The following is a 23,739-nucleotide window of genomic DNA, read 5'->3' as shown; positions in this document are numbered from 1 at the left end:
AAGACTGCCCTGCGCCCAGGGTCAGGGCAACGCCCCCCCACCATCCATCAGGGGAGGACGGGGGCGCCGGAATGAGCCAGCCCGGCAGGATGCTAGACTGGTGGAACTTGATGTGCAGTGATGCCCGGGTTTCCCTTCATAAAAGGGTCTGGGCTTTTTTCATGTGAGAGGCACATCCTGCGTCGATGAACGCGTTCCATTTGGTCCCGGCCGCCGCTTTGAATAGGCGGCAGCAGGCTGGTTGACCACCTGAATTTTCTTCGGCGAACCCCCTGTGCCAACCGGCGTCGGGGGCCGATGTCCGCACGGACACCGCCTGAAAGACCTTTGATTACATGACTACTTTCGCTGCCCTCGGCACGCCCAAAGCCCTCGCCGACACCCTCACCGCGCAGGGGATCGTTGAGCCGTTCCCCATCCAGGTGAAGACCCTCCCGGACACCCTCGCAGGCCGCGACGTCCTGGGCCGCGGCCGCACCGGCTCCGGCAAGACCATCGCTTTCGCCATCCCGCTTGTAGCACGACTCGCTGAGCGGGAAGCCAAGCACTTCCGCAAGCCCGGCCGTCCCATGGGCCTGGTCCTCGCACCGACCCGTGAGCTCGCCACCCAGATCAACGCCACCATCGAGCCGCTGGCCAAGGCCGCCGGCCTGAACACCACCGTGATCTACGGCGGCATCTCCCAGGCGCGTCAGGAAAAGGCGCTGCGTGCCGGCGTCGACATTGTCATCGCCTGCCCGGGGCGCCTGGAGGACCTGATCCGCCAGCGCATCCTCACCCTGGAAGCCGTGGAGATCACGGTCCTGGATGAGGCGGACCACATGGCCGACCTCGGCTTCCTGCCCGTGGTGAAGAAGCTCATGGACATGACCCCCAGCGAAGGCCAGCGCCTGCTCTTCTCCGCCACCCTGGACAACGGCGTGGACAAGATCGTCCAGCGCTACCTGTCCAACCCGCTGACCCACTCCGTGGATGATCCGCAGGCAGCGGTGACCACCATGGAGCACCACGTGCTGGTGGTCAACGACCAGACCGTCAAGAAGCAGCTGATCGTTGAGCTTGCCTCCGGTGCAGGCCGCCGCGTACTTTTCATGCGGACCAAGCACCATGCCCGCAAGCTGGCCAAGACCCTGACCGACGCCGGCATCCCCGCCGTCGACCTGCACGGCAACCTCTCGCAGAACGCCCGTGACCGCAACCTCGCCGAGTTCTCCAACGGCGACGTGCGTGTCCTGGTGGCCACCGACGTCGCAGCCCGCGGTGTCCACGTGGACGACGTCGAGCTGGTCATCCACGTTGACCCGCCCACCGAGCACAAGGCGTACCTTCACCGCTCGGGCCGTACCGCCCGCGCCGGTTCGGACGGAACTGTGGTCACCCTGACGCTCCCCGAGCAGCAGAGCGACGTCAAGAAGCTCATGAAGGCCGCCGGCGTCGAGGTCAACTTCGAGCGCGTCACCGCCAACTCCCCGCTGGTTGCAGAACTCGTGGGTGAAATGGCCGAGAAGATCGACCCCCGCACCCGTGCTGCGCTGCTGGCCGCCAAGGCTGCCAAGCAGGGCGGCGGAACCTCCACCGGTGCCAACGCCGAGCGGAAACGCGCACGCCGCCAGGCTGCACCGACCACCGGTGGACGCGGTGGCCGTGGCGGCCGCGGCAAGGTCTCGGCTGAGCCGGTCCGCACCGACGTCCCCCGCGCCGAGCGCCGGGCGGCAGCTTTTGAAGGCCGCGCCGAAGCCCGCGCAGCCTTCGACCGTGTGGCTGAGCAGAATGAGGACCGCGCGATTGCGGCAGCTGCGGCCCGCCGAAACGGCCGTGGCCGCGGCATCGCAAGCACGCACCGCAACGACGTCCCCGCAGCAGGTGGCCGCTCATCGGCTGGCCGCGGTTCGGACGGGCGCGCAGCTGAAGGCCGCACGGATTCACGCATCACCCGCAGCGACGCCCCCCGCGGCGGAACCGGACGCCCGGCTTCCTCCGGCGGACAGCGCAGCGGCCGCCCGGCAACGGGCCAGCGTGCCGCAGCAGGTGCCCGTACCGGCGGCGGCCAGCGTTCCGGCGAGCAGCGTTCGGGCGGACAGCGCACCGGCAACGGTGGCAACTCCGGCAGCAAGGCCGTCTGGTCCTCCACCACCGGCGGAGCCTCGGGCGGCTCGTACGCAGGCGGCGGCAACGGCGGCTCAGGCCGTCCGGCCCGCAGCGGCCCGCGCCGCGCGTCAGCTCCGGCGTCGAACGAACGCCGCAGCCGCTAACGTTACGGATTTCCGCTCCTGAAACGGACAGCCGCTACCCGGGTCCCGGGCGCGGCTGTCCGAATCTGTAGCGGAAACGCAGGGCTTCACCAGCCCCGGGCGCGCCACTCTTCAAGGTGCGGGCGTTCGGCACCGAGCGTTGTCGGCTTGCCATGGCCGGGATGCACGACGGCGGCATCCGGGTACGTGCCGAACAGCCGGTCCGTGACGTCATCCAGCAGTGAGTTAAACCGCTCGGGATCCTTTTGCGTGTTTCCCACACCACCGGGGAACAGCGAATCGCCGGAGAAGATGTGCGGCGGCCCGTCCGGATCGCGGTACACGAACGCGGTGGAGCCCGGCGTGTGGCCGCGCAGGTGGACGGCCTCCAACTCGAATCCGGTCACGGCCACCCGGTCCCCGTGCTCCAGGTGCCGGTCCACCGGAACGGACAGCGCGTCGGCGTCGTCCGCTCCCGCAGCGGTGGGCGCACCCGTGGCGGCAACCAGGTCCGGCAGCGCCCGGACGTGGTCCCAGTGCTGGTGGGTGGTGGCGATCAGCGCGAGCTTCGGCTCCGCAGCGGTGTCTCGGGCAGCGTCCGCGAGCAGCTGCCGGATGGCCGGAAGGTCATCCGCGGCATCGATCAGCACCTGTTCGCCGGAGGACTTCGCGGTCAGCAGGTACACGTTGTTGTCCATCTCGCTGACGGAAATGCTGCGGATGGTCAGGGCGGGCAGGTCGTAGATCAGGGTATCCATGGTGCCCACCCTATTCCCGCCCCTGCGACACCCAGTTGGGGTCCGCGGACCGGGAGCCGACGACGGCGTCCGAGGCTGCGTCCAAGGCCTCCAGTTGCGCGGGGGTCAGCTCCAGGGCTAGCGCGCCCAGGTTCTCGTCGATCCGGGCGGACTTGCGCGTGCCGGGGATGGGGACCACGGGCAACTCCAGCCGCTTGCCCTGCGCGAGCAGCCAGGCCAGGGCGACCTGCGCCGGGGTGGCTCCCAGCTGCTCCGCAACGGCCTGGACGGTATCGACCACGGCCTGGTTGGCGTCGGCGGCGTCCGGGGCGAACCGCGGGATCTTGCGGCGGAAGTCGTTGGAACCCAGGGCGGAGGCGTCAACTGTGCCGGTGAGGAATCCCCGGCCCAGCGGCGAATACGGCACGAACCCCACTCCCAGGGCGGCCGCGGCAGGAACAACGTTGCGTTCCACGTCGCGGCTCCAGATGGACCATTCGCTCTGCACGGCTGCAATGGGGTGCACGGAGCAGGCTTCCTCCAGCTCCTGGGCCGTTACCTCGGACAGGCCCAGGTGCAGGACCTTCCCCTGCTGCACCAGCTCCGCCATGGCCTCCACGGTTTCCACAATCGGAACGCGGAGGTCGCGGCGGTGCATGTAGTAGAGGTCGATCACGTCTGTGCCCAGCCGCTGCAGGCTGCGGTCCACGGCCTGCCGGACATACGCGGCGTCGCCCCGGATGTCGGTGTAACCGTCTGAGGGCGTGCCCACCAGCCCGAACTTTGTGGCCAGCTGGACCTCATGGCGCCGCTCCTTCAGCAGCCGGGAAATGAGTTCCTCGTTGCTGCCCCCGCCGTAGATGTCCGCGGTATCGATGAAGCTGACACCGGAATCCACCGCGTGGTGCAGCGTTTCCAGGGCTTCCGCCGGATCCACCTCGCCGTACACGGGGGTGAGTGCCATGCCGCCGAAGCCGAGCGGGCTGACGTCAAAGCCGTCGCCCAGGGGGACTGTTTGTGCCATGGGTTCTCCTGTTTCGTTGTTAAAGCCAAGGGATGATGCGGTCTGCCCCGGCCTTGGTGGCCAGGATGATGCGGGCGTTGGCTTCGTCCGGTCCGGTGGCCCAGGCGCGGGCTGACTCCGGCTCCATGCCGAACCCTATGTGCCGGGCTATAAGCCGGCTCATTCGAAGATCCTGCGGTGTGTCGATAAACCAGGTCTCCTCCAGCTCGGCCCGGACGTCTTTCCACGGGTCCTGTTCCGCCAGCAGGTAGTTGCCTTCGGTGATGACCAGAGGGACGGCGGCGGGAACGGCGATCGCGGCGGCCACAGGTTCATCGATGGTGCGCCGGAACTCCGGTGCGTACACCACGTCCTCGTCCCGGCTCACCAGGCGCCGAAGCAGCGCGAGGTACCCGCCGGCGTCGAACGTGTCCATGGCACCCTTGCGCTGGCGCAGCGGGGTGCCGTCAATGACCGAGTTGGCCAGGTGGAAGCCGTCCATGGGCACCACCACGGCCGATCCCGGCGGGAACTGCTGCTGCAGCCAGGCCGCGAACGTCGATTTGCCCGAGCCGGGGGCGCCTGCGATGCCCAGGATGACGCGGCGGCCGTCCGCCAGGCGCCCGCGCAGGGCGTCGACGGCCTCGGTGACCTCAGGGGAGTCCATGGCAAAAGCCTAAACCGGGCGGGGAGGCTCCGCCGCCGGGTTTCCCCACCTCCGGGAGCCGGCAGGCCGCGTACGACGGCGGTTCTCGGGGACACGCCGTCATGCGGCGGCAAAGATGGGGAGAGTCAGCGGGGGTTGGCCGGGAGCCTCTTCAAACCGGCCGCACAGCCCACAATCCCGGCAATGAACAGCAGTCTAAGCAGGCTGAACGGCTCGGCGCCGGTACCCATCGCCCAGACAACGGTCAGCGCCGCGCCGATGCCCACCCACACGGCGTAGGCGGTTCCCAGCGGAATATGGCGGGTAGCGTAGCCCAGGCCCCACAGGCTCAGGCCGGCAGCCACCACAAAGACCAGCGTGGGCCACGGTTCGCTGAAGCCGTTGGACAGGCCAAGGGCAGTGGCCCAGACGGCTTCGAGGACCGCGGAAGCCAGCAGTACCGGCCAGGCAAGGAGACCCGCGCGCATCACGCCACCACCTTCAACCCGGCCACGCAGGCGGCGATGCCCGCGAGCAGGAGTAGGCGGGCCGTCGTCGGGCGCTCCACCTTGGTGGCGATCGCGTAGGCGGAGGTCAGCACCACACCGACGCCCACCCACACCGAGTAGGCCGTGCCGGTGGGAATGGACCGCATGGCGAAGGCGAGGCCGCCGGTGCTGGCCGCCGCGGCCGCCAGGAAAAGCGCGGCCGGGGCAACGCGGCGCCGGCCCTGCAGGGTGGAGGCGCGGTGCAGGGCAGCGGCCCAGACGGCTTCAAGCGCGCCGGAAAGAATCAGGACTAACCACGACATGGGAGCTCCAGTGGCCAGTCTTGTCGCGTGCCGGGTACTGAACCGTCGTCCGGAGGCCGGGGAATGGGCCTTGGTCCCAGCCTAGCAACGCCCGACGGCAGGTGGGCGGGTTGGTGGCGAACCTCACCGGATCCTCCCCGCCACCCAGTTGGGCGGGGAGGGCTAGAGGGTGCCGCCCGCCGCCTCGGGAGCTGCGGAGTCCCGGCCGCCGTCGCCAACGGTTTCGCGGGCGATGAAGTTCTCGATGTCGAACAGGTTGTCCGCGCGCTCGGCGATGTTCAGCAGCGTGGTCATGGCCGCCACCTCTTCCACCTGCTCCTTGAGGAACCAGAGCATGAACTGCTCACCCAGCGCGTCGTTTTCGCCGCGGGCCGCACGGAAGAGGTCCTCGATGTTGCGCGTGACTTCCCTTTCCTGTTCGAGTGCAAGGGCCAGCGGTTCCGTCACAGAGGCGAAGTCATTCCGTACGGCGGGAACGCCCGGAATGGTGAACGGGATGTCCCGGTCCAGCATGTACTGGACCATCATCATGGCGTGGTTGCGTTCCTCCACGGACTGCCGGTAGAAGTACCGTGCCAGCTGCGGAAGGTCCTGGTTTGCGAACCACGTGGCCACCGCGATGTACTGCTGCGAGGCCGTGAATTCGTTACCGATCTGGGTGGACAGAAGCGAGTTGAACGATGAAGTGGTCATAGCCCGAGTCTAGGAGCGCCCACCGGTAACAGCCAGTGTGGAAAGGCTCTGCTTGGCGAGGGAAGGCTGGCCTATCGGCCGTTACTGGTCCGCTACTGCGTCGATCGAGACGACGGCCAGGAATCCGCGCCCCAGGATCTCCGGCGTTGCGGCGTCGGAGCCGGCGACGGCGTCATACCGGCTAAGCGCTTCGGCACTATCGCCCTCGCCACCATGCGTTACCGTGGCCTGTCCCTGCAGCAGGATCCCGAACTGGCCGGCAAAGACCGGGTGGGCGCGCTTCTTGGAGAGCTCGATGATGGACGTGTAGCCCTTGAAAACACCCGCCCGGGTGATGACGTTCAAGTCGCGGATGTCACCCGTGGGCAGGGCGCCTGAGGCGGGTGCGTCGCCGGGGAAACGGAACGGCCGGTACTTCTCCAGAGGGTGTTCCGCGCCGTCCACGGTGAGAAGGAACAGCTCTCCGTCGATCACCGTGAGGACCCGCTCCATGCCGGGGAAGGCCGAGAACCCGCCCGCCTTTCCCACTTCCGCGATGCTGACCCGCCAGTCCCAGCCGGCGGAATCTGCGGCCGGAGTCCCGACGGTGGAATTCCCGGCAACTCCGCAGGCGATTTCCCGCGTCACCCCGCCGCCGTTGCGCCACGGTTGGGCCTTCAGGTCTGAGTACCGGATGATCTCCATTTGCCCAGCCTAGTTGCCCCGGCACTGCCACGGGCGCCGCGTCCCTGCTACTGTCCTCCGGGGGGACACCTACAAACCTGAAGGAGCCGGGAATGTTCGTCAAAGTGTGCGGTCTCAGCACGCCCGAATCGGTACGCGAGGCGGTGGGCGCCGGAGCGGACGCGGTTGGCTTCGTCCTGACCGCCAGCCCACGGGTCGTCTCGCCGGCCCAGGCGAAGGCCCTGCTCGCGGACGTTCCGGAAGGCGTGACGCCCATCGGCGTCTTCCGTGACGAACCGGTTGCCGACGCCATCGCCATCGCCCGCGCGGCGGGCCTCGAATGGGTCCAGCTGCACGGCCAGCGTTCCCGGGAGGACGTCGCCACCGCGCACGATGCCGGCATGAAGGTCATCCGGGCTGTCACCATGGGTGCCGGGCTGGCTGAGTTCGCGGACTGGGGCGAGGACCTCCTCCTCATCGACGCCGCCGTGCCCGGCTCGGGCGAAGAGTGGGACTACTCCGCCATGGCGGGGATCCCCGAACTCGAGGGCCGGAACTGGCTGCTTGCCGGCGGCCTGCACCCGGACAATGTGGGCCGGTCCGCGGCAGCGGCACGGGCCTGGGGCGTGGATGTATCGTCGGGCGTCGAGTCCTCCCGCGGGGTCAAGGACCTGGCCAAGATCCGGGCTTTCGTGCACGCGGCGAAGTCCGCGGCCAGGGTCTAGGATTCGTGGCATGAAGACACTCCTCAATATCATCTGGCTGGTTTTCGGCGGTTTCTGGCTTGCGCTGGGTTATTTCGCCGCCGGCGTCATCTGCTGCCTGCTGATCGTCACCATTCCCTGGGGCATTGCGTCCTTCCGGATTGCGGCCTACACGTTGTGGCCCTTTGGCCGGATGGTGGTGGATAAGCCGGGCGGGACGGGCGTCTTCCCGATGCTGGGCAATGTCATCTGGCTGGTGGTGGCCGGTATCTGGATCGCCATCGGCCATGTCGTGACGGCGGTGGCCATGGCCATGACCATCATCGGGATTCCGCTGGCCATCGCCAACCTGAAGCTCATCCCGGTATCCCTGATGCCGCTGGGCAAGCAGATCGTTCCCACGGACGCACCGTTCGTCAGCACGTACCGCTGATAACACCGCCGGCTGCTGGTCTAGGGCGGACGGATCAGAGCGGCCCGCCTAGAGCGGCCGGAAGCTGCCGTTTCGAAGGAGTGCCACGGAATCGCTGTCATCGAGCTCGGCGGCGATGTCGATATCTCCGGCATACCCCGCGCCGGCCAGTTCGCGGCCGCTGGAGCAGCCGTGCAGCATCTCGCGCAGGCGCGGTTCCGCCGCCTCGAACACCGCGGCGGCCGCCAACGCTTCGGGGGAGTAGGCCGGCTTGCCGTCCTCAGCCTCGTAGCCGCCCCGGCCGGCCGCCAGCAGTCCGGCGATGAACGCCCCTGCGCCGATCTGGTCCTCCACCGCGGGGCGAAGCGAGCCGTCCGGCCAGCGTTCGCCGGCGGCAACCACCGCGATCACTGCGTGCTCCGGGAGGTTGGTGGCCACCCAGTCTGCGGTTGCGGCGGCGTTGCGGAGGGACACCGCTGCTACCAGCGGCGCCTCCTGCGCCAGCCGGTGGCACAGTGCCGATCCGTTCGGCGACGGCAGCACCATCCGTTCCAGCGCGGGCGCGCTGCGGAGGGAGGCGGGGGACAGGCTTAGCCCGCCGCCGCCCCGCGGGCCTGCGAGGACCGCATGGTGGCTGGCCGCGAACGACTCCGCCTGGGTGTCCTTCCAAGGGAAGGGAAACACCTCCGCGCCGCGGTCCAGGGCGACGCTGACGCATGTGCCGAACGAGAGGACGTCGGCCACCACCACGAGGTCCGCCCCGGGCGCTATGGTCGCACCGCCGTCGGCCGCCCATTCGAAGCGGACCGCGTACGGAAGCTGACGGTGCGCGGCGTTGGCCGAATACACGTGGGTCACCTTGGGATCCGGGGCGTTCATGCGAGTTCTCCGTTGAGGTTGCGCCGGGCCGCGGCCCGCCACAGGTCGCGGGCCCTCGCGGTGTGGAAGAGCGGGTCGAGGTCCAGCAGGCGGCGGACGACGGTGGCGCGCCCGGAAGCGAAGTTCGCGTCGCCGATGTGCGCGTAATCTTTCCGGACGGCGGCGACGTAGCGGGCGTATTCGTCGGGTTCGCCACCCAGGACGGAGAGGTCGGCGTCGCAGAGGAGGGCGCCGTCGTCGTCCCCAGGGTCAGGGCGGTGGTCCGAGGTCAGCCGCACCAGGCGCGCCACCTCCGCCACCTCGTCCTCCGGAAGACCCTCAGCGGTGAGCCGTTCTTCGGCCAGCCGCGCCGACTCTTCCTCATCCTGGCCTGCGATGCCGCGGTAGACGGCGTCATGGAACCAAGCGGCCAGGAGCACAGTCCGCGGCGGATCGGCCGGATCGGTGAGCAGGTCCAGGGACTCCAGTACCGAGAGCAGGTGGGTGCAGCCGTGGTAGTGGCGGTGCTCCTCGCTCCAGCGGTCCAGGAGGTCAAGGAACAGGGCATCGTGGCCCGGCATGATGGTGTTCCAGCGGTTCAGCAGCGGAACCTTGAGGGACTTGTTGCGCCGCCGGGCGGGGATGCGGAGGCCGCTGGCGATGAGTTTCCGGACCAACACCCGGCCCTCCACTTGAACGGCGCCCGCGGCCACCAGCTCCGGCAGGCGGCGCTCGGGGACGTCGTAGTGGTCGCCGTCGAACGCGCGGTCCGGGATGCCGGCGGCCGCCGCGAACGCATGCAGCTCCTCGAGGGACGTGTCCGAGACCATGTGTGAGAAGTGCGTTCCGTGTGCAGGCCAGAGCGGCGGGTCCAGGTAGATGGCCATGGTGGAAGTCTAGTGCTGGCGCCCGCGCGTACGCTCCCGCCCAATTGGCGCATGCGCGGGCGGTCCGGTTCCGCGCGAACCCGGGGTTGTAACCAACCCCGGATTACCTCGTGGGGAGGCAACGGGGCGGGAACGTACAACCGCATTTGCGGTCTAGAATGGCCGAATGGCACTTATCCGCGTCTCCGAAGCTGCCCGTTTTCTGGGCGTCAGTGACGACACCGTCCGCCGCTGGACCGAGAACGGGTCCCTCACGCCCCGTAAGGACGATTCCGGGCGCCTCGCGGTGGAGGGCCTGGAGCTGGCGCAGCACGCTCAACGCCTGGCGCAGCTGCCGGAGGATCCGCGCCGGACCGGGAGTTCCGCGCGGAACAGATTCGTGGGCCTGGTTACCGCCATTACCGCGGACAAGGTCATGGCCCAGGTCGAGCTCCAGTGCGGGCCGTTCCGGGTGGTGTCCCTGATGAGCAGCGAGGCCGTCCGCGACTTGGGCCTCGAGCCGGGGTCGGTGGCGACGGCCGTCGTGAAGGCCACCACCGTGATCATCGAAACGCCGCAGGGCAAGGGGGCGGCGTGATGCGCGGCCATCGGCGCCGCGCTTCCAAGGCGACCGGCGCCGGGCGGGTGCTGGCCGCCGCCGTGCTTCTCCTGGGGCTGGCGGGCTGCGCCCCGGCGGCCTCCTCAAACACCGGCGAAACCTTGACGGTGTTTGCCGCTGCCTCATTGAAAGCCAGCTTCACCGAGCTCGCGGCAAAGTACGAGGAGCAGCACCCCGGTACCCGCGTCCGGCTGAGCTTCGCCGGCTCCTCGGACCTCGCCACCCAGATCACCCAGGGTGCGCCCGCGGACGTGTTCGCCTCCGCGGATACGGCCACCATGGAGCGGGTCACTCAGGCAGGAATGGCCGACGGCGGCGCCCGGGTTTTCGCGGCGAACACCCTGGCGCTGGCGGTTCCGCCGGGAAACCCGGCTGGCATCCGCACCTTCGCGGACCTGGCCCGGCCCGGGACGCGGCTCGTTGCCTGTGCACCGCAGGTGCCGTGCGGGGCGGCGGCGGCTGCAGTGGCCCGGCGGACCGGCACGGACCTGCAGCCCGTCAGCGAGGAAAATTCGGTGACGGACGTGCTGGGCAAGGTGATCTCCGGGGAGGCTGACGCCGGGCTGGTGTATCAGACAGATGTCCGCGCCGCCGACGGGAAAGTGGACAGCGTGCCCTTCCCGGAAGCCGCGGACGCACCCGCCGCGTACCCCATCGTGACGCTCGCCGGAGCGGCGGACATGGCTGCTGCGGCGGCTTTCGTTGAGCTGGTCGCTGGCCCGGAAGGCCAGCGTGTCCTGGAGGAGGCGGGTTTCCGGGCCGGCGGGGAAGCGGGCGGCTCATGACCCGCCAGGCCTACCCCGGCATGCCGCGCTGGATTCCCGGCGTGGCGGTCCTGGCTGCCCTGGTAGTGGTCCTGCCGCTGGCTGCGATGGTGGCCCGGGTGGACTGGGCCAACTTCGTTCCGCTGGTCACGTCGCCGTCCGCGCTGGACGCCCTGGGTCTGAGCCTGCGAACGTCCGCGGCCAGCACAGTGCTCTGCATCGTGCTCGGCGTGCCGCTGGCCCTGGTCCTGGCCCGGGGGAGGTTCCCGCTGCAGGGGCTGCTGCGGTCGCTGGTGCTGTTGCCGCTGGTGCTGCCGCCGGTGGTTGGCGGTATCGCCCTGCTTTATACGTTCGGCCGCCAGGGGCTCCTGGGCGGCGCGCTCGAGGTGCTGGGCCTGCAGGTCGCGTTCTCCACGGCCGCAGTGGTCCTGGCGCAGACCTTCGTGGCGCTGCCGTTCCTGGTGGTGAGTCTTGAGGGGGCGCTGCGCACCGGCGGCCAGCGGTACGAGGCCGTGGCCGCGACCCTCGGCGCCGCCCCCGGCGTCGTCTTTCGCCGGGTCACACTTCCGCTGGTCCTGCCGGGGCTCGCGTCCGGCGCGGTTCTCGCGTTTGCGCGCAGCCTCGGCGAGTTTGGCGCCACCCTCACGTTCGCCGGCAGCCTGCAGGGGGTGACCCGGACTCTGCCGCTGGAAATCTACCTGCAGCGGGAGACCGACCCGGATGCCGCCGTCGCGCTTTCCCTGGTGCTGGTCGCTGTAGCCGTCGCCGTGGTGGCGCTCGCTTACCGGCGCCCGGGTGCCGGCCCTCGCATCGGGGGGCGTACGACGCCGGAGCCCGCCCCGAGCGGGAGCGTCCAGTGACGTTCCGGGTCGAGGCGGCCGTGGCCGGGCGGGGCCTGGACGTGGCACTTCGCGTGGGGGCCGCGGAAACTGTGGCGGTGATGGGGCCAAATGGTGCGGGGAAGTCGACGCTGCTGGATGTGATCGCCGGGCTGCTGCGGCCGGAGCATGGGGAGGCCGAGCTCAACGGCCGGTCGCTGTTCCATACGGCTGATGGAACCTGGCTGCCGCCGCATCAGCGCGGGACGGCGCTGCTGGCGCAGGAGCCCTTGCTGTTCCCGCACCTCAGTGCGGTGGACAATGTGGCGTTCGGGCCCCGGAGTGCTGGTTTGGCGCGGAGCGCTGCCCGGGAGCAGGCAATGCGGTGGCTGGCCGAGGTGGAGGCGGCCGACCTTGTGGAGCGCCGGCCGGCTGAACTGTCCGGCGGCCAGGCGCAGCGGGTGGCCATCGCCCGGGCGCTCGCGGCCGACCCCGCCCTGCTCCTCCTGGACGAGCCCATGGCCGCGCTGGATGTCCAGTCGGCACCGTTGCTGCGCCGTTTGCTCAAGCGCGTCCTCGCGGACCGGCCGGCCATCATCATCACGCACGACGCACTCGACGCCCTGATGCTCGCGGACCGGGTGGTGGTCCTGGAGGGTGGCCGCATCGTGGAGGAAGGACCCACCCGCGAGGTGCTGGAACGGCCGCGCAGCGCGTTCGCAGCCGGACTGGCGGGGCTGAACTTCGTGCCGGGAACCCTGCGCGGGGACGGGGTACTCGCCGGCGAACTCACTGTTCACGGTCCGGGGGAGGGACTGGCGCACCAGGACCGGAAGCGCGCTGAGCTCAAGCACCCCGAACTGCAGCCGGACCGGCCCGGCGTGGCCGTGTTCCCGCCGTCGGCCGTTTCCGTGTATCTGACGGACGCGCACGGCAGCCCGCGCAATTCCTTCCCGGTGACCATCACGGACCTGGAGCCGCACGGCGACGGCATCCGGGTGCGCGGCGGGGGCCTGGCGGCGGACATCACGACGGCGGCATCCGCGGACCTGGGCCTGGCGCCGGGGATGCGGGTGTATTTCGTGGTCAAGGCATCCGCGGTGGCGATCTACGCGGCGTAGCCTCCTTTGTTTCTGGGGCAGCAGTAGGCTAGGGCAACACGACAGTTCTGCTTGGGGGAGTAATGGCGAAACGTGGACGTTTGCTAAAGGTTGCCGTAGCGACGTTTCTGGTTGCGGTCCCGCTCACGGCGTGTGCGCCGCAGGCCGAATCGCAAGGCGAGAACTTACGCACGTTCAGCTCGATCGACGAGGCCTACGCTGCGGTTGATGGCATCCTTAGCTGTGAACCGGATCCTGCTGGCGAACCGATTGTTCCTATGGGCGATGGTGTTCCACTCACGTCAGCACAGAAACTGTGCTTTCAAGATGTCCAGTTGGACTTTTACCCCGACCAAAGCGCCCTGAAGGAAAGCTACCAACTCTTGTCTGACTCCAACCAGGGCAAGATTCATCTCGTATATGGCAAGAATTGGATGGTCGTCGACTTCAGTGGCACGACAAGCGGGCAACCCTTCACGTGGAACACTGAACGACTGGCCAAGGAACTGAACGGGGAATACACCAGCGTGGGCTCATAGGGGAAACATCGTGAAGACGGGCTCCGTTTCCTTGAACCGCTAGAGTGCCTTCATGACATTGGGGGATGCCACGCCTAAATCTGATCGGGGTCCGTGGACCTTCGCCGCGGTGTGCGTCATGGTCCCCGCTCTGACGCTGATGGTGTTCAACCTGGCCGATCCGGTGATCCGAATGCTGCCCTGGTATGTGGCGACCTACCTACTGATCGGGACCTGCATCTTTGGCCCAACCCGAAAGCTCCCGTCCCCCCGGCAGGCCATGGCGTTCCTGCTTCCCGGTGCCCTCCTCGTGCCACTGGCGCTGACGAACGTCGGCTGGTGGTGCGGCGGCTGGCTGTTAGGGCTGCCGGCCTGGGGCTTGCTCCTGAGCCGGTGGACGCCGGAAAGCCCGCTCCCGGTAATGCGGGTGCTGAGATTCCTGGGGCTGTTACTGCTGGGCATGACGATCTACACGTTATCGCCGCTCAATGGCCCGGGCACCCTACGCGCCGGGCACCCAATCGGCCGGGCATGACGCGCTGCTTCCTGCCCTCAACGCCGAAAGCATGGCATCAAAACCTCCTCCCGGCGCGGGCCAACAAAGCACACAAAACCCCGCAGGACCTACGGCTCTGGACAGCAGTTTCGCCATGGGCAAACATGGCAAGGGAACGGTGCTCCGCAAAGTTGAGCGTAGTACACTCAACTTAGGAAAACTGCCCCCGAAAGGAGCTCTCTTTGGACGTCAAATTCACCACCAAGAGCCAGGAGGCTCTTTCGGCCGCGGCCATGAATGCCTCCACCGCCGGAAACCCCCAGGTTGAACCGGCTCACCTGCTCAAGGCGCTGATGGACCAGCGCGAGGGCGTGGCCGTCGCGCTCCTTCGCGCCACCGGAGCGGATCCGGATGCCGTCAGCGTCCAGGCCAGCAGTGCCATTAAGGCCCTGCCCGCCACCTCCGGCGGCTCCACGCAGCAAGCGCAGCTCTCGCGGCCTGCCCTGCAGGCCATCCAAAACGCCAAGGAGGAGGCCGACCGCCTCGGCGACACCTTCGTCTCAACCGAAGTGCTGCTGCTGGGCCTCTCCTCCGGAAGCGACGCCGTCGGGCGCTTAATGCGCGACGCCGGCGCCTCCCATGAGGCGCTGCTCGCCGCCCTGCCGGGTGTCCGCGGCGACCGCAAGGTGGACAGCCCTGACCCGGAAAACACCTTCCAGGCCCTCGAAAAGTACGGCACGGACCTGACGGCCATGGCGCGGGCGGGCAAGCTGGACCCGGTGATCGGCCGCGATTCCGAGATCCGGCGCGTCGTCCAGGTACTCAGCCGCCGCACCAAGAACAACCCGGTGCTGATCGGCGAACCCGGCGTTGGCAAGACGGCCGTCGTCGAAGGGCTGGCGCAGCGGATGGTCGCCGGCGACGTCCCCGAAAGCCTGCGCGGCAAGACCCTGGTCTCACTGGACCTTGGCTCGATGGTGGCCGGGGCAAAATACCGCGGCGAATTCGAGGAGCGGCTGAAGGCGGTCCTCGAGGAAATCAAGGGTTCCGAGGGCCAGATCGTCACCTTCATCGACGAAATCCACACGGTAGTGGGGGCCGGTGCCACCGGTGACTCATCCATGGACGCCGGCAACATGCTCAAGCCAATGCTGGCCCGCGGTGAGCTCCGGCTGATCGGCGCGACCACCCTGGATGAGTACCGCGAAAACATCGAGAAGGATGCGGCACTCGAACGCCGTTTCCAGCAGGTGTACGTGGGTGAACCGAGCGTCGAGGACACCATCGGCATCCTCCGCGGCCTGAAGGAACGCTACGAGGCGCACCACAAGGTGTCCATCGCGGACTCCGCCCTGGTGGCCGCCGCCACGCTGTCCAACCGCTACATCTCGGGCCGGCAGCTGCCGGACAAGGCCATCGACCTGGTGGATGAGGCCGCATCCCGGCTGCGCATGGAGATCGACTCGGCACCGGAGGAGATCGACCAGCTCCAGCGCCTGGTGGACAGGCTCACCATGGAGGAGCTGGCCCTGCAGGACGAGAAGGATGAGGCGTCCGTGGAACGGCTGGCCACCCTCCGTGCGGACAAGGCTGATAAGGAAGAGGAGCTCAACGGACTGAAGGCCCGCTGGGAGGCCGAAAAGGCCGGGCTCAACCGGGTCGGCGACCTGAAGGCGAAGCTGGATGAGCTGCGGTCCGCCGCGGACAGGGCACAGCGCGAAGGCGACCTGGAAACGGCGTCGCGCGTCCTCTACGGCGAAATTCCCGCACTGGAACGCGAGCTCAACGCGGCCGCCGAAGCCGAGGCCGCCGTCTCGGACAAGTCCGGGCAGATGGTGGCCGAGGAAGTCACCGCCGATGACATCGCCGAGGTAATCTCCGCCTGGACCGGGATTCCCGCCGGCCGCATGCTGCAGGGCGAAAGCCAGAAGCTGCTCCACATGGAGGAGGAGCTGGGCAAGCGGCTCATCGGCCAGACCAAGGCGGTCGCCGCGGTCTCGGATGCGGTCCGGCGCGCCCGTGCTGGGATCAGCGACCCCAACCGGCCCACCGGTTCGTTCCTGTTCCTCGGCCCCACCGGCGTGGGCAAGACCGAGCTGGCCAAGGCACTGGCGGACTTCCTGTTCGACGACGAACGCGCCATGGTGCGCATCGACATGTCCGAGTACGGCGAGAAGCACTCCGTCGCCCGCCTGGTCGGAGCGCCTCCCGGGTACATCGGGTACGAGGAGGGCGGCCAGCTGACCGAGGCCGTCCGCCGTCGTCCGTACTCCGTGGTGCTGCTCGACGAAGTGGAGAAGGCCCACCCGGAGGTCTTCGACATCCTCCTCCAGGTGCTCGACGACGGCCGGCTCACCGACGGCCAGGGCCGCACCGTTGATTTCCGCAACGTGATCCTGGTGCTGACCTCCAACCTCGGCAGCCAGTTCCTGGTGGATCCGTCGCTGGATCCGGAGGCCAAGCGGAACGCCGTCATGGCCACCGTCAACGCCTCCTTCAAGCCGGAATTCCTGAACCGGCTGGACGAAGTGGTGCTGTTCGATACCCTCACGGTCGAAGAGCTGGCGCACATCGTGGAGCTGCACGTGGCCGAGCTGGGCCGACGCCTCCACGAACGCCGCCTGACGCTGGAAGTCACGGACGGAGCGCGGGCCTGGCTGGCGCTCACCGGCTTCGATCCCGCCTACGGTGCCCGGCCGCTCCGCCGCCTGGTGCAGCGCGAGATCGGCGACCGGCTGGCCAAGGCCATCCTCGCCGGCGAGATCGCGGACGGGGACACAGTGTTGGTGGATACAGCGCCCGACGTCGGCGCGCTCGCGGCTGCGGACGCTGCGGCGGGTGCCGGGTCAGGGGAGTCCGCGGCGCGCGGCCTGTCGGTCCGGCGCAAGGGCTAACGCGCGGAAATTAGGGGAGAACGCTCGCCTTGATGACGTTGCCGCCGGGTGCTGTGACGTAGCAGTCCACCCGGCGGTCCCCTGACTCCCAGCTGGTGGTGCTTGGGTAACTGCGTTCGTAATTGAGGGTGTACTTGTCCGCGGCGGGTCCGAGCTTGGTGGCCTGGCAGGCCTCGAGCGCCTTGGCCTTGAGCACCTCCGCGCCCGGGTATGACTCCTTCTCCGGATAGCGGAAAACAGCCACGAGCTGTGCGGAGTGGCTGGTGTTGCAGGCCACCACGGTGGATTTCAGCGCCTCGGGATCGAAGTCCTTGAAGCAGTCGCCCAGAGCGTAATCGCCGGGGTTCACGTTGGTCCGGGGGAGGGGCAGCGGCGTGGCCGGCGCAGTGGCAACGGTCTCCAGTACGCCGGGGATATCCTTGGCGGAGCTGCTGTCCGCGTTGGAGTTCAGCCAGATGGCCAACCACACCAGCGAGCCAATGACGGCCGCGAGGACGACCACGAAGAACACCTTCCAGAACGTCTGCTGGGCGCTGCCCGGCCTGTGGGGCGCAGGCTTCTCGGGCAAGGGCCCGTCCGCTGGAGTATGCGGGGGCGACGGCGTCTCGGGCGTGGGCGGGACGTCCTGGTGGTCCAAGGGTGAATCCTCCTTCGGCATGTTAAGCGACTCTACCGAAGAAAAATGCGGGAATCCCGCGTGCGCGTCCGGAAATGGTAACGCAGACCACCGCCCGAGGGCCTTCACCGGCAAGCAGTGCCCGCCGAAAGCATGTAATCTAGGTGTACGACAAATTGACCAAACATTCCGGGGCCTCACCTATCGCCTAGGTGACCACCTCCGGTCCAAGTACAAAAGGGGGTCACGCCATGGGGCGCGGCCGTCAAAAGGCAAAAGCTACCAAGCAGGCTCGGGACATTAAGTACTATTCCCCGAACACTGACTATTCGGCACTTCAGCGTGAGCTGACGGGCCCGGGAAGTCGTGCCACGAGCCGTTTCGCCAATGATCCGGTTGAGCCGGACTATTCGGCTTATGTGGACAAGTACGCGGATGATTTGGAAGAAGACGACGACGAGGTAGACACCCGTCGCATCGGCTAGCCTTCGCGGGCTACCCCGTCTGGGCGCCTTGTGGCGCCGCCCAGCACATAGAACTACAACGAACGGATACAGCATGCTGTATCCGTTCGTTGTGCTGTGCCCTGAAAACAGTCTCTAAAGCCCGCCCTGACCCGGACCTTGACTTAATGCGTTAGTGGTCACTAACGTATTAGCCATGCTCGACCCCCTGGAAGTAGCCGCTGAGCCCAACCGGCGGCGACTGCTGCAGCTCCTGGCCGGCGGGGAGCGGACGGTGACGGACCTTGCCGGCTCGTTCACTGTTAGCCGGTCGGCCATCTCGCAGCACCTGCTCCTGTTGGAACAGGCCGGCCTGGTGACTGCCCGCAAGGAAGGCCGCAACCGGTTCTATGCCGTCAATCCGGACGGCATGGCCAGGCTTCGCCGGCTCTTCGAACAGTTCTGGACCAGCGAACTGGACCAGCTCGTCGCCGACGCCACCACCTACCGCCGCACCTGACCCCACAAAGGATCCATCATGATTTTCGACAAGACTGTCCTCCTTCCCCTCGGCCTCGACGACGCGTTCGCCCTGGTCACCGAACCCGCACGGTTGCGCCGCTGGCAGACCGTTGCTGCCCGCGTCGACCTCAAGGTCGGCGGCGAATACCGTTGGACCATAACGCCCGGCCATCACGCCTCCGGCACCTTCACTGAGGTCGACCCCGGCAAACGCGTCGTTTTCACCTGGGGCTGGGAGCAGCCGGGTGCTCCGGCGGACAACGTTTCCACTGTGTCCGTCACCTTCGAACCGGCCGACGGCGGCACGAACGTCCGCTTGGTCCACGAGGGTCTGCCCTCGGCTGAGGCAGCTGCGGCACACGCCGAGGGCTGGAACCACTACCTCGACCGGCTGCTGGCCGAAGCATCCACCGGCGATGCGGGCGCCGATGAGTGGGCGGCAGCGCCGCAGGACCTCACTGAACTGACCGCCGCCGACGCCACTCTGGCCATCCTGCAGCGTGTCCTCCGCGGCATCACGGCCGCGGATCTGGACCAGGCCACGCCCTGCAGCGACTTCAACGTGGCCCAGTTGCTCGACCACCTGGCCGCCTCGGTGGGCAACATCGGCAAGGCGCTGGGCGCCACGGTAGCGGACGACGCCGGGAAGTCGCCTGAGGAGCGCATCGCAGACCTCGCGCAGCCCACCCTGGAGGCCTTTGCCCGCCGCGGCCTCGAAGGCACCGTGGACATGGGCTTCGCCCAGCTGCCCGCCACCATGGTGGCATCCATCCTGAACCTCGAGTTCCTGGTCCACGCCTGGGACTTCTCCCGGGCGCTTGGCCGCGACCTCGCCGTAGCCGACGAACTGACCGACTACGTCGAAGTGCTGGCGCAGCAGACCATCAGCGAGCAGGTCCGCGCCGGCGGAAGCTTCGCTGCACCGGCCCCGGTGGGCGAATCGGCGTCGAGCCTTGACCGGCTGGTGGCGTTCACGGGACGCACCGTCTCCGCCTGACCTGGTGCCACGCGACCCGCCATCACCCGGCATTGCGGAAACCCTGTAGCCTGACCGCATGACTCTCCCGAAGACCTACGCCCACGGTGAGCCCTGCTGGGCGGACCTGCAGACCCGCGACGTCACCTCGGCGAAGGAGTTCTACGCGGCGCTGTTCGGCTGGACGTACGAAGACCTGCCCACGCCGGACGGCCGCAGCTACGCGCAGGCCTTCGTTGGCGGGAAGCTGGTGGCCGTGATTGCTCCGCAAAGCACGCTGCAGGAAGCGTCGGGGACGCACGCGAAGTGGAACGTCTACTTCGCTGCCACGGACGCGGCGGCGCTGGTACGGGATGCGGAATTCGCCGGCGGGACGGCCGAGTTCGGACCGGAAGCCGTCGCCGACACCGGAGTCCTCGCCTTTGTGGCACCTCCCGGCGGGGGCACCACGGGCGTCTGGCAGCCCGGAACGCACACGGGAAGCCAGCTGTTCAACGTTCCGGGCGCGCTGGCATGGGCGGAGCTGTCGACGCCCGAGCCGGCTGCCGCCGTCGGATTTTTCCAGGAGCTTTTCGGCCACGAGGTCACCGAATATCCCCAGGACGACGGCGGCACCTACAGCACGCTGATGGTCAACGGAGCGGAAGTGGCCGGCGTCGTTCCTGCCGACGAGGGCGCGCAGGCGGGCTGGGACGTGTACTTCGGCGTCGCCAGCATCGACGACGCCCTCCGGGCTGCGGTGGCAGCCGGCGGCGAGGTGCTGGTGCAACCCGAGGGCGGTGCCGGCGGCGGCGCCCTGGCCACTATCCGCGACCCGCAGGGCGGAATCCTCAGCCTTCTGGAGGTCTAAAGCCCGCCGTGTCCACACTCTGCGGTATACAGGGAAGGGCTGGACACAGGGAAAGGCTCCCGCCAAGGCGGGAGCCTTTCCGTGGAACGTGCTAGTTGTTGACGATCTTCACAGGGCCGGTTTCCGTCTCGCAGACCGTCACCTCGTTGCCGGACGAGTCCACGGCCTCGCCAAGGACGGCTACTGATCCGATATCTGCGACGTCGCACAGTGAGGCGGCGACTGATGCCGCGACGTTGACGTCAACAGCGTCCTTCACCGTCACATCACCGACAGTGACATTGACCAGGCCGTCGTTGAGGGTGGTGTTGTCCGCGGCGTGTGAGGGCCCGGCGGCAGCGCCCACCAGGAAGAGGGTTCCGGCTGCTGCAGCGGTGGCTTTCTTCAAAACTGACATTATTTTCGCTCCCTTGAGTCCGGCCCGGTGCGCCACACATCCGGCCGCCGTGGCGTACCTCGATGGGTGGGTGAGCCGCGCAGATACTGCGCGACGCGAATTTCCGGGCGTCTTGTGGATGCTTCTTGTGCCTCCGCGGACCGATATCGATACGGTCAGCGGGGAAGGCGGTCCGGCTGGGCCAGCGACCTAGCGCTGTGTTGGCGCGGGCTTGATTCTCAAGCTCCGTATGTAACCTCAGACGGACATCTGTGGTGCACTTCCACGTACAAGCCTAAAGGTAAGCATACTTAGCAGTCAAGGGCGGGATGAGTTTTAGGCGTAGGCGTTGACCATGCGGACCGCGCCGCCGTCCACACCCTTGGCGCCCTGGACATAGTCGGGGCCGGTCTTGATGATGGCGTCCGAATCATCCGTGACGGTGCCCATGACCCAGGACGGCAGCCCGCGTTCGTTGAGGCGGGCCACTGCTGCGTCCGCGGCCTCGGGGGACACGATGGCCACCATGCCCACGCCCAGGTTCAGGGTGCGTTCGAGGTCTGCCAGCGGGACGTTGCCCAGCTCGGACACCAGCTTGAAGATGGCAGGCAGTTCCCAGGTGGCGCGGTCAACCGTGGCCACCAGGCCCTGCGGGAGGACGCGGGCCAGGTTGGCTGCAAGGCCGCCGCCCGTGACGTGGCTGAAGCTGTGGACGGCCGAGGGGCCGCTGAGCGGGAACGCGCGGGCGAGGTCCAGGCAGTCGGCGGCGTACACGCGGGTGGGCTCCAGGAGCTCCTCGCCCAGGGTGCGGCCCAGCTCGGAAACCTGGCGGTCCAGTGCCCAGCCGGCGTGGTTGATGACGCGGCGTACCAGGGAATAGCCGTTGGAGTGCAGGCCGGAGGAGGCCATGCCAATCACCACGTCGCCGGCGCGGACACGTTCCGGGCCCAGCAGGTTGTCGGCCTCGATGACGCCGGTGGCTGCGCCGGCAACGTCGTACTCGTGCTCGCCCAGCAGGCCGGGGTGCTCGGCGGTTTCGCCACCCACCAGCGCGGTTCCGGCGACGGAGCAAGCGGCCGCGATGCCACGGACGATGTCCGCGATGCGCTCCGGAACCACCTTGCCGCAGGCGATGTAGTCAGTCATGAACAGCGGTTCGGCGCCCACCACCACGATGTCGTCCACCACCATGCCCACCAGGTCGAAGCCGATGGTGTCGTGGATGTCCATGGCCTGCGCGATGGCCACCTTGGTGCCAACGCCGTCGGTGGAGGTGGCCAGCAGCGGCTTCTTGTAGGTCAGCAGCCTGGAAACGTCATACAGGCCGGCGAAACCGCCCACCCCGCCCAGCACCGACGCGTTGTGGGTCGCCTTGATGGCGCCCTTCATGAGTTCGACGGCGCGGTCCCCGGCTTCAACGTCCACGCCGGCGGAAGCGTAGGTGATGCCGGCAGAGTTGGGGGTGGTGCCAGGGGCAGGGGCAGCGGAAGTCATACGGACTCTTTCTTGTCAGCGTCGGTCAGCAGATTTTCAAACTCGGCGTCGGGTCCCGGATCGCAGCCCGTTGCACCCGGCTTCTCAGCCGGGTCTTCCGAGCCGGGAACGGCCGACGGCGTGAGCCCGCCAAGGTCGGTGCGCTCCAGCAGGTTCTTCCCCAGTTTTTCCGATCCGGGCAGTTCGATGGGGTACTTGCCGGTGAAGCAGGCAGTGCAGAGGCGTTCGCGGGGCTGCTGGGTGGCGCCGATCATCCCGTCTTCGGAGATGTAGGCCAGGGAGTCGGCACCGATGGCCTGCGAGATTTCCTCGATGGTGGCGCCGTTGGCGATCAGTTCGGCGCGGGAGGCGAAATCGATGCCGTAGAAGCAGGGCCACTGCACCGGAGGGGAGGAGATTTTCACATGGACGGCAGCTGCGCCGGCTTCGCGGAGCATCCGCACGATGGCGCGCTGCGTGTTGCCGCGGACGATCGAGTCATCCACCACCACCACGCGCTTGCCACGGATGACGGACTCCAGGGCGTTGAGCTTCAGCCGGATACCCAGCTGGCGTAGCGTCTGGGAGGGCTGGATGAAAGTACGGCCCACGTAGGAGTTCTTGACGAAGCCGTGGGCGAAGGGGATGCCGGATTCCTCGGCGTAGCCCACGGCGGCCGGGGTGCCCGACTCCGGCACGGGGATGACGATGTCCGCTTCCTGGGTGTTTTCGCGGGCCAGCTGGCGGCCCATCTCCACGCGGGACTCGTACACGGAACGGCCCGCGATGGAGGCATCCGGACGCGCAAGGTAAACGTATTCGAAAACGCAACCGGCCGGCGTCGGCTCCGCAAAACGCTGGGACCGTACGCCCTGTTCGTCGATGGCGATGAATTCGCCCGGCTCGATTTCGCGGATGAAGCTCGCGCCCACGGTGGCCAGGGCAGATTGCTCGGAGGCGACCACCCAGCCGCGCGCCAGCCGCCCGAGGACCAGCGGACGGATGCCGAAGGTGTCGCGGGCGGCATAGAGGGTGCCCTCGTCCATGAAGACGAAGCAGAAGCCGCCGCGGATCTTGGGAAGGAGCTCGATGGCGGTCTGCTCGAGGGTCTTGCCTTCTTCACCCTCCAGCAGTGCCGTGACCAGGGCGGTGTCAGAGGTGTTGCCTTGCTTCATCTCGCCGGTGAGGTTGCCGCCGTTGCGCTCCAGGATCATGGCGTTCAGCTCGGCGGTGTTGGTCAGGTTGCCGTTGTGCGCCAGGGCAACCGTGCCGGTGCTGGTGGCGCCGAGCGTGGGCTGGGCGTTGGCCCAGTGGCTCGCGCCGGTGGTGGAGTAACGGCAGTGGCCCACGGCCAGGTGCCCGGTCAGGGTGTTGAGCGTGGTCTCGTCGAAGACCTGGGACACCAGGCCCATGTCCTTGTAGACGTTGATTCGCTTGCCATCGCTGGTGGCTATGCCAGCCGACTCCTGGCCACGGTGCTGCAGTGCATACAGCCCGTAGTAGGTAAGTTTTGCTACCTCTTCGCCGGGTGCCCAGACACCGAAGACGCCACAGGCGTCCTGGGGTCCCTTTTCGCCGGGAAGAAGATCATGGGAAAGTTTGCCATCGCCGCGTGCCACTGGTCGATTATCTCACGATATGCGGTATGAC

At 67.9% G+C, this 23,739-nt stretch carries 27 protein-coding genes and 1 riboswitch; of the genes, 14 read left to right on the top strand and 13 right to left on the bottom strand.

Features of this window, described 5'->3' with window-relative positions; all coding sequences use genetic code 11:
- The first annotated feature begins 335 nt into the window (after nucleotides 1-335).
- Nucleotides 336-2,252 carry a DEAD/DEAH box helicase gene (locus ACIQC0_RS13920; protein ID WP_400535696.1) on the top strand — a complete coding sequence of 639 codons (1,917 nt, stop codon included), beginning with the start codon at nucleotides 336-338 and terminating at the stop codon, nucleotides 2,250-2,252.
- 86 nt (nucleotides 2,253-2,338) lie between these two features.
- Here the strand turns inward: ACIQC0_RS13920 and ACIQC0_RS13915 are convergent, their stop codons facing one another.
- The 7 genes from ACIQC0_RS13915 to ACIQC0_RS13885 all read right to left on the bottom strand — a co-directional run bounded on the left by ACIQC0_RS13915 (nucleotide 2,339) and on the right by ACIQC0_RS13885 (nucleotide 6,805).
- Complete coding sequence (locus ACIQC0_RS13915; protein WP_400535693.1) at nucleotides 2,339-2,989, bottom strand: MBL fold metallo-hydrolase; 651 nt, start codon at nucleotides 2,987-2,989, stop codon at nucleotides 2,339-2,341.
- Between the two features lie 10 nt (nucleotides 2,990-2,999).
- Nucleotides 3,000-3,992: an aldo/keto reductase gene (locus ACIQC0_RS13910; protein ID WP_400535690.1), complete on the bottom strand. Its 993-nt coding sequence runs from the start codon at nucleotides 3,990-3,992 to the stop codon at nucleotides 3,000-3,002.
- A 19-nt stretch (nucleotides 3,993-4,011) separates the two neighbouring features.
- On the bottom strand, nucleotides 4,012-4,638 hold the full coding sequence (locus ACIQC0_RS13905; protein ID WP_400535687.1) for a nucleoside/nucleotide kinase family protein: 627 nt from the start codon (nucleotides 4,636-4,638) through the stop codon (nucleotides 4,012-4,014).
- Between the two features lie 125 nt (nucleotides 4,639-4,763).
- Nucleotides 4,764-5,105 carry a DMT family transporter gene (locus tag ACIQC0_RS13900; protein ID WP_400535684.1) on the bottom strand — a complete coding sequence of 114 codons (342 nt, stop codon included), beginning with the start codon at nucleotides 5,103-5,105 and terminating at the stop codon, nucleotides 4,764-4,766.
- On the bottom strand, nucleotides 5,105-5,428 hold the full coding sequence (locus ACIQC0_RS13895; RefSeq protein WP_400535681.1) for a DMT family transporter: 324 nt from the start codon (nucleotides 5,426-5,428) through the stop codon (nucleotides 5,105-5,107). Before ACIQC0_RS13895 ends, ACIQC0_RS13900 begins: the two co-directional genes overlap by 1 nt.
- Before the next feature lie 9 nt (nucleotides 5,429-5,437).
- Nucleotides 5,438-5,502: riboswitch (guanidine-III (ykkC-III) riboswitch) on the bottom strand.
- A gap of 88 nt (nucleotides 5,503-5,590) precedes the next feature.
- A complete protein-coding gene (locus tag ACIQC0_RS13890) occupies nucleotides 5,591-6,121 on the bottom strand; it encodes a ferritin (RefSeq protein ID WP_377214165.1) in 531 nt (176 codons plus the stop codon).
- 81 nt (nucleotides 6,122-6,202) lie between these two features.
- Nucleotides 6,203-6,805 (bottom strand): HutD family protein, encoded by a 603-nt coding sequence (locus tag ACIQC0_RS13885; RefSeq protein ID WP_400535678.1) that lies wholly within the window; start codon nucleotides 6,803-6,805, stop codon nucleotides 6,203-6,205.
- A 92-nt stretch (nucleotides 6,806-6,897) separates the two neighbouring features.
- Between ACIQC0_RS13885 and ACIQC0_RS13880 the strand changes: the two genes are divergently transcribed.
- Nucleotides 6,898-7,509, top strand: coding sequence for a phosphoribosylanthranilate isomerase (locus ACIQC0_RS13880; RefSeq protein WP_400535675.1), 612 nt, complete (start codon nucleotides 6,898-6,900; stop codon nucleotides 7,507-7,509).
- Between the two features lie 10 nt (nucleotides 7,510-7,519).
- Nucleotides 7,520-7,921, top strand: a complete 402-nt coding sequence (locus ACIQC0_RS13875) for a YccF domain-containing protein (protein ID WP_377214168.1) — start codon at nucleotides 7,520-7,522, stop codon at nucleotides 7,919-7,921.
- A gap of 48 nt (nucleotides 7,922-7,969) precedes the next feature.
- Here the strand turns inward: ACIQC0_RS13875 and ACIQC0_RS13870 are convergent, their stop codons facing one another.
- Nucleotides 7,970-8,779, bottom strand: coding sequence for a 2-phosphosulfolactate phosphatase (locus tag ACIQC0_RS13870; RefSeq protein WP_400535672.1), 810 nt, complete (start codon nucleotides 8,777-8,779; stop codon nucleotides 7,970-7,972).
- Nucleotides 8,776-9,645: a DUF4031 domain-containing protein gene (locus ACIQC0_RS13865; RefSeq protein WP_400535670.1), complete on the bottom strand. Its 870-nt coding sequence runs from the start codon at nucleotides 9,643-9,645 to the stop codon at nucleotides 8,776-8,778. Before ACIQC0_RS13865 ends, ACIQC0_RS13870 begins: the two co-directional genes overlap by 4 nt.
- A gap of 166 nt (nucleotides 9,646-9,811) precedes the next feature.
- On the opposite strand from ACIQC0_RS13865, the gene ACIQC0_RS13860 reads away from it, so the two are divergent.
- From ACIQC0_RS13860 to clpB, 7 genes are all read left to right on the top strand, one after another.
- Nucleotides 9,812-10,222, top strand: coding sequence for a molybdopterin-binding protein (locus ACIQC0_RS13860; protein WP_377214171.1), 411 nt, complete (start codon nucleotides 9,812-9,814; stop codon nucleotides 10,220-10,222).
- Entirely contained in the window at nucleotides 10,222-11,028 is an 807-nt protein-coding gene (gene modA, locus ACIQC0_RS13855; RefSeq protein WP_377214903.1) for a molybdate ABC transporter substrate-binding protein, read from the top strand. The genes ACIQC0_RS13860 and modA overlap by 1 nt, the downstream gene beginning before the upstream one ends.
- Nucleotides 11,025-11,867, top strand: a complete 843-nt coding sequence (locus ACIQC0_RS13850; protein ID WP_400535667.1) for an ABC transporter permease — start codon at nucleotides 11,025-11,027, stop codon at nucleotides 11,865-11,867. Before modA ends, ACIQC0_RS13850 begins: the two co-directional genes overlap by 4 nt.
- Nucleotides 11,864-12,946 carry a sulfate/molybdate ABC transporter ATP-binding protein gene (locus ACIQC0_RS13845; protein ID WP_400535665.1) on the top strand — a complete coding sequence of 361 codons (1,083 nt, stop codon included), beginning with the start codon at nucleotides 11,864-11,866 and terminating at the stop codon, nucleotides 12,944-12,946. Before ACIQC0_RS13850 ends, ACIQC0_RS13845 begins: the two co-directional genes overlap by 4 nt.
- A gap of 62 nt (nucleotides 12,947-13,008) precedes the next feature.
- Nucleotides 13,009-13,464 (top strand): hypothetical protein, encoded by a 456-nt coding sequence (locus ACIQC0_RS13840; RefSeq protein ID WP_400535662.1) that lies wholly within the window; start codon nucleotides 13,009-13,011, stop codon nucleotides 13,462-13,464.
- A gap of 52 nt (nucleotides 13,465-13,516) precedes the next feature.
- The gene (locus ACIQC0_RS13835; RefSeq protein ID WP_400535660.1) at nucleotides 13,517-13,978 is read left to right on the top strand and encodes a hypothetical protein; all 462 of its coding nucleotides are present in this window, start codon (nucleotides 13,517-13,519) and stop codon (nucleotides 13,976-13,978) included.
- Between the two features lie 203 nt (nucleotides 13,979-14,181).
- Nucleotides 14,182-16,833, top strand: coding sequence for an ATP-dependent chaperone ClpB (gene clpB, locus ACIQC0_RS13830; protein WP_400535657.1), 2,652 nt, complete (start codon nucleotides 14,182-14,184; stop codon nucleotides 16,831-16,833).
- 10 nt (nucleotides 16,834-16,843) lie between these two features.
- Here clpB and ACIQC0_RS13825 read toward each other — a convergent pair whose 3' ends face one another.
- Nucleotides 16,844-17,491: a septum formation family protein gene (locus ACIQC0_RS13825; protein WP_400535654.1), complete on the bottom strand. Its 648-nt coding sequence runs from the start codon at nucleotides 17,489-17,491 to the stop codon at nucleotides 16,844-16,846.
- A gap of 209 nt (nucleotides 17,492-17,700) precedes the next feature.
- Between ACIQC0_RS13825 and ACIQC0_RS13820 the strand changes: the two genes are divergently transcribed.
- From ACIQC0_RS13820 to ACIQC0_RS13805, 4 genes are all read left to right on the top strand, one after another.
- Nucleotides 17,701-17,934 (top strand): DUF3073 domain-containing protein, encoded by a 234-nt coding sequence (locus tag ACIQC0_RS13820; RefSeq protein ID WP_377214178.1) that lies wholly within the window; start codon nucleotides 17,701-17,703, stop codon nucleotides 17,932-17,934.
- A gap of 175 nt (nucleotides 17,935-18,109) precedes the next feature.
- Complete coding sequence (locus tag ACIQC0_RS13815; RefSeq protein ID WP_400535651.1) at nucleotides 18,110-18,412, top strand: ArsR/SmtB family transcription factor; 303 nt, start codon at nucleotides 18,110-18,112, stop codon at nucleotides 18,410-18,412.
- An 18-nt stretch (nucleotides 18,413-18,430) separates the two neighbouring features.
- A complete protein-coding gene (locus ACIQC0_RS13810; RefSeq protein ID WP_377214180.1) occupies nucleotides 18,431-19,411 on the top strand; it encodes a TIGR03086 family metal-binding protein in 981 nt (326 codons plus the stop codon).
- Between the two features lie 58 nt (nucleotides 19,412-19,469).
- On the top strand, nucleotides 19,470-20,240 hold the full coding sequence (locus ACIQC0_RS13805) for a VOC family protein (protein ID WP_400535647.1): 771 nt from the start codon (nucleotides 19,470-19,472) through the stop codon (nucleotides 20,238-20,240).
- A 91-nt stretch (nucleotides 20,241-20,331) separates the two neighbouring features.
- Here the strand turns inward: ACIQC0_RS13805 and ACIQC0_RS13800 are convergent, their stop codons facing one another.
- From ACIQC0_RS13800 to purF, 3 genes are all read right to left on the bottom strand, one after another.
- Nucleotides 20,332-20,637 carry a hypothetical protein gene (locus tag ACIQC0_RS13800; protein WP_377214182.1) on the bottom strand — a complete coding sequence of 102 codons (306 nt, stop codon included), beginning with the start codon at nucleotides 20,635-20,637 and terminating at the stop codon, nucleotides 20,332-20,334.
- A 315-nt stretch (nucleotides 20,638-20,952) separates the two neighbouring features.
- A complete protein-coding gene (purM, locus tag ACIQC0_RS13795; protein ID WP_377214183.1) occupies nucleotides 20,953-22,110 on the bottom strand; it encodes a phosphoribosylformylglycinamidine cyclo-ligase in 1,158 nt (385 codons plus the stop codon).
- Nucleotides 22,107-23,708, bottom strand: a complete 1,602-nt coding sequence (gene purF / locus ACIQC0_RS13790; RefSeq protein WP_400535643.1) for an amidophosphoribosyltransferase — start codon at nucleotides 23,706-23,708, stop codon at nucleotides 22,107-22,109. The genes purM and purF overlap by 4 nt, the downstream gene beginning before the upstream one ends.
- Nucleotides 23,709-23,739: the final 31 nt, after the last annotated feature.

Origin of the sequence: Pseudarthrobacter sp. NPDC092419, assembly GCF_044755045.1 — a bacterium.
In the GTDB taxonomy this organism is placed as follows: domain Bacteria; phylum Actinomycetota; class Actinomycetes; order Actinomycetales; family Micrococcaceae; genus Arthrobacter.
This window is presented reverse-complemented; position numbering and strand designations above follow the sequence as displayed.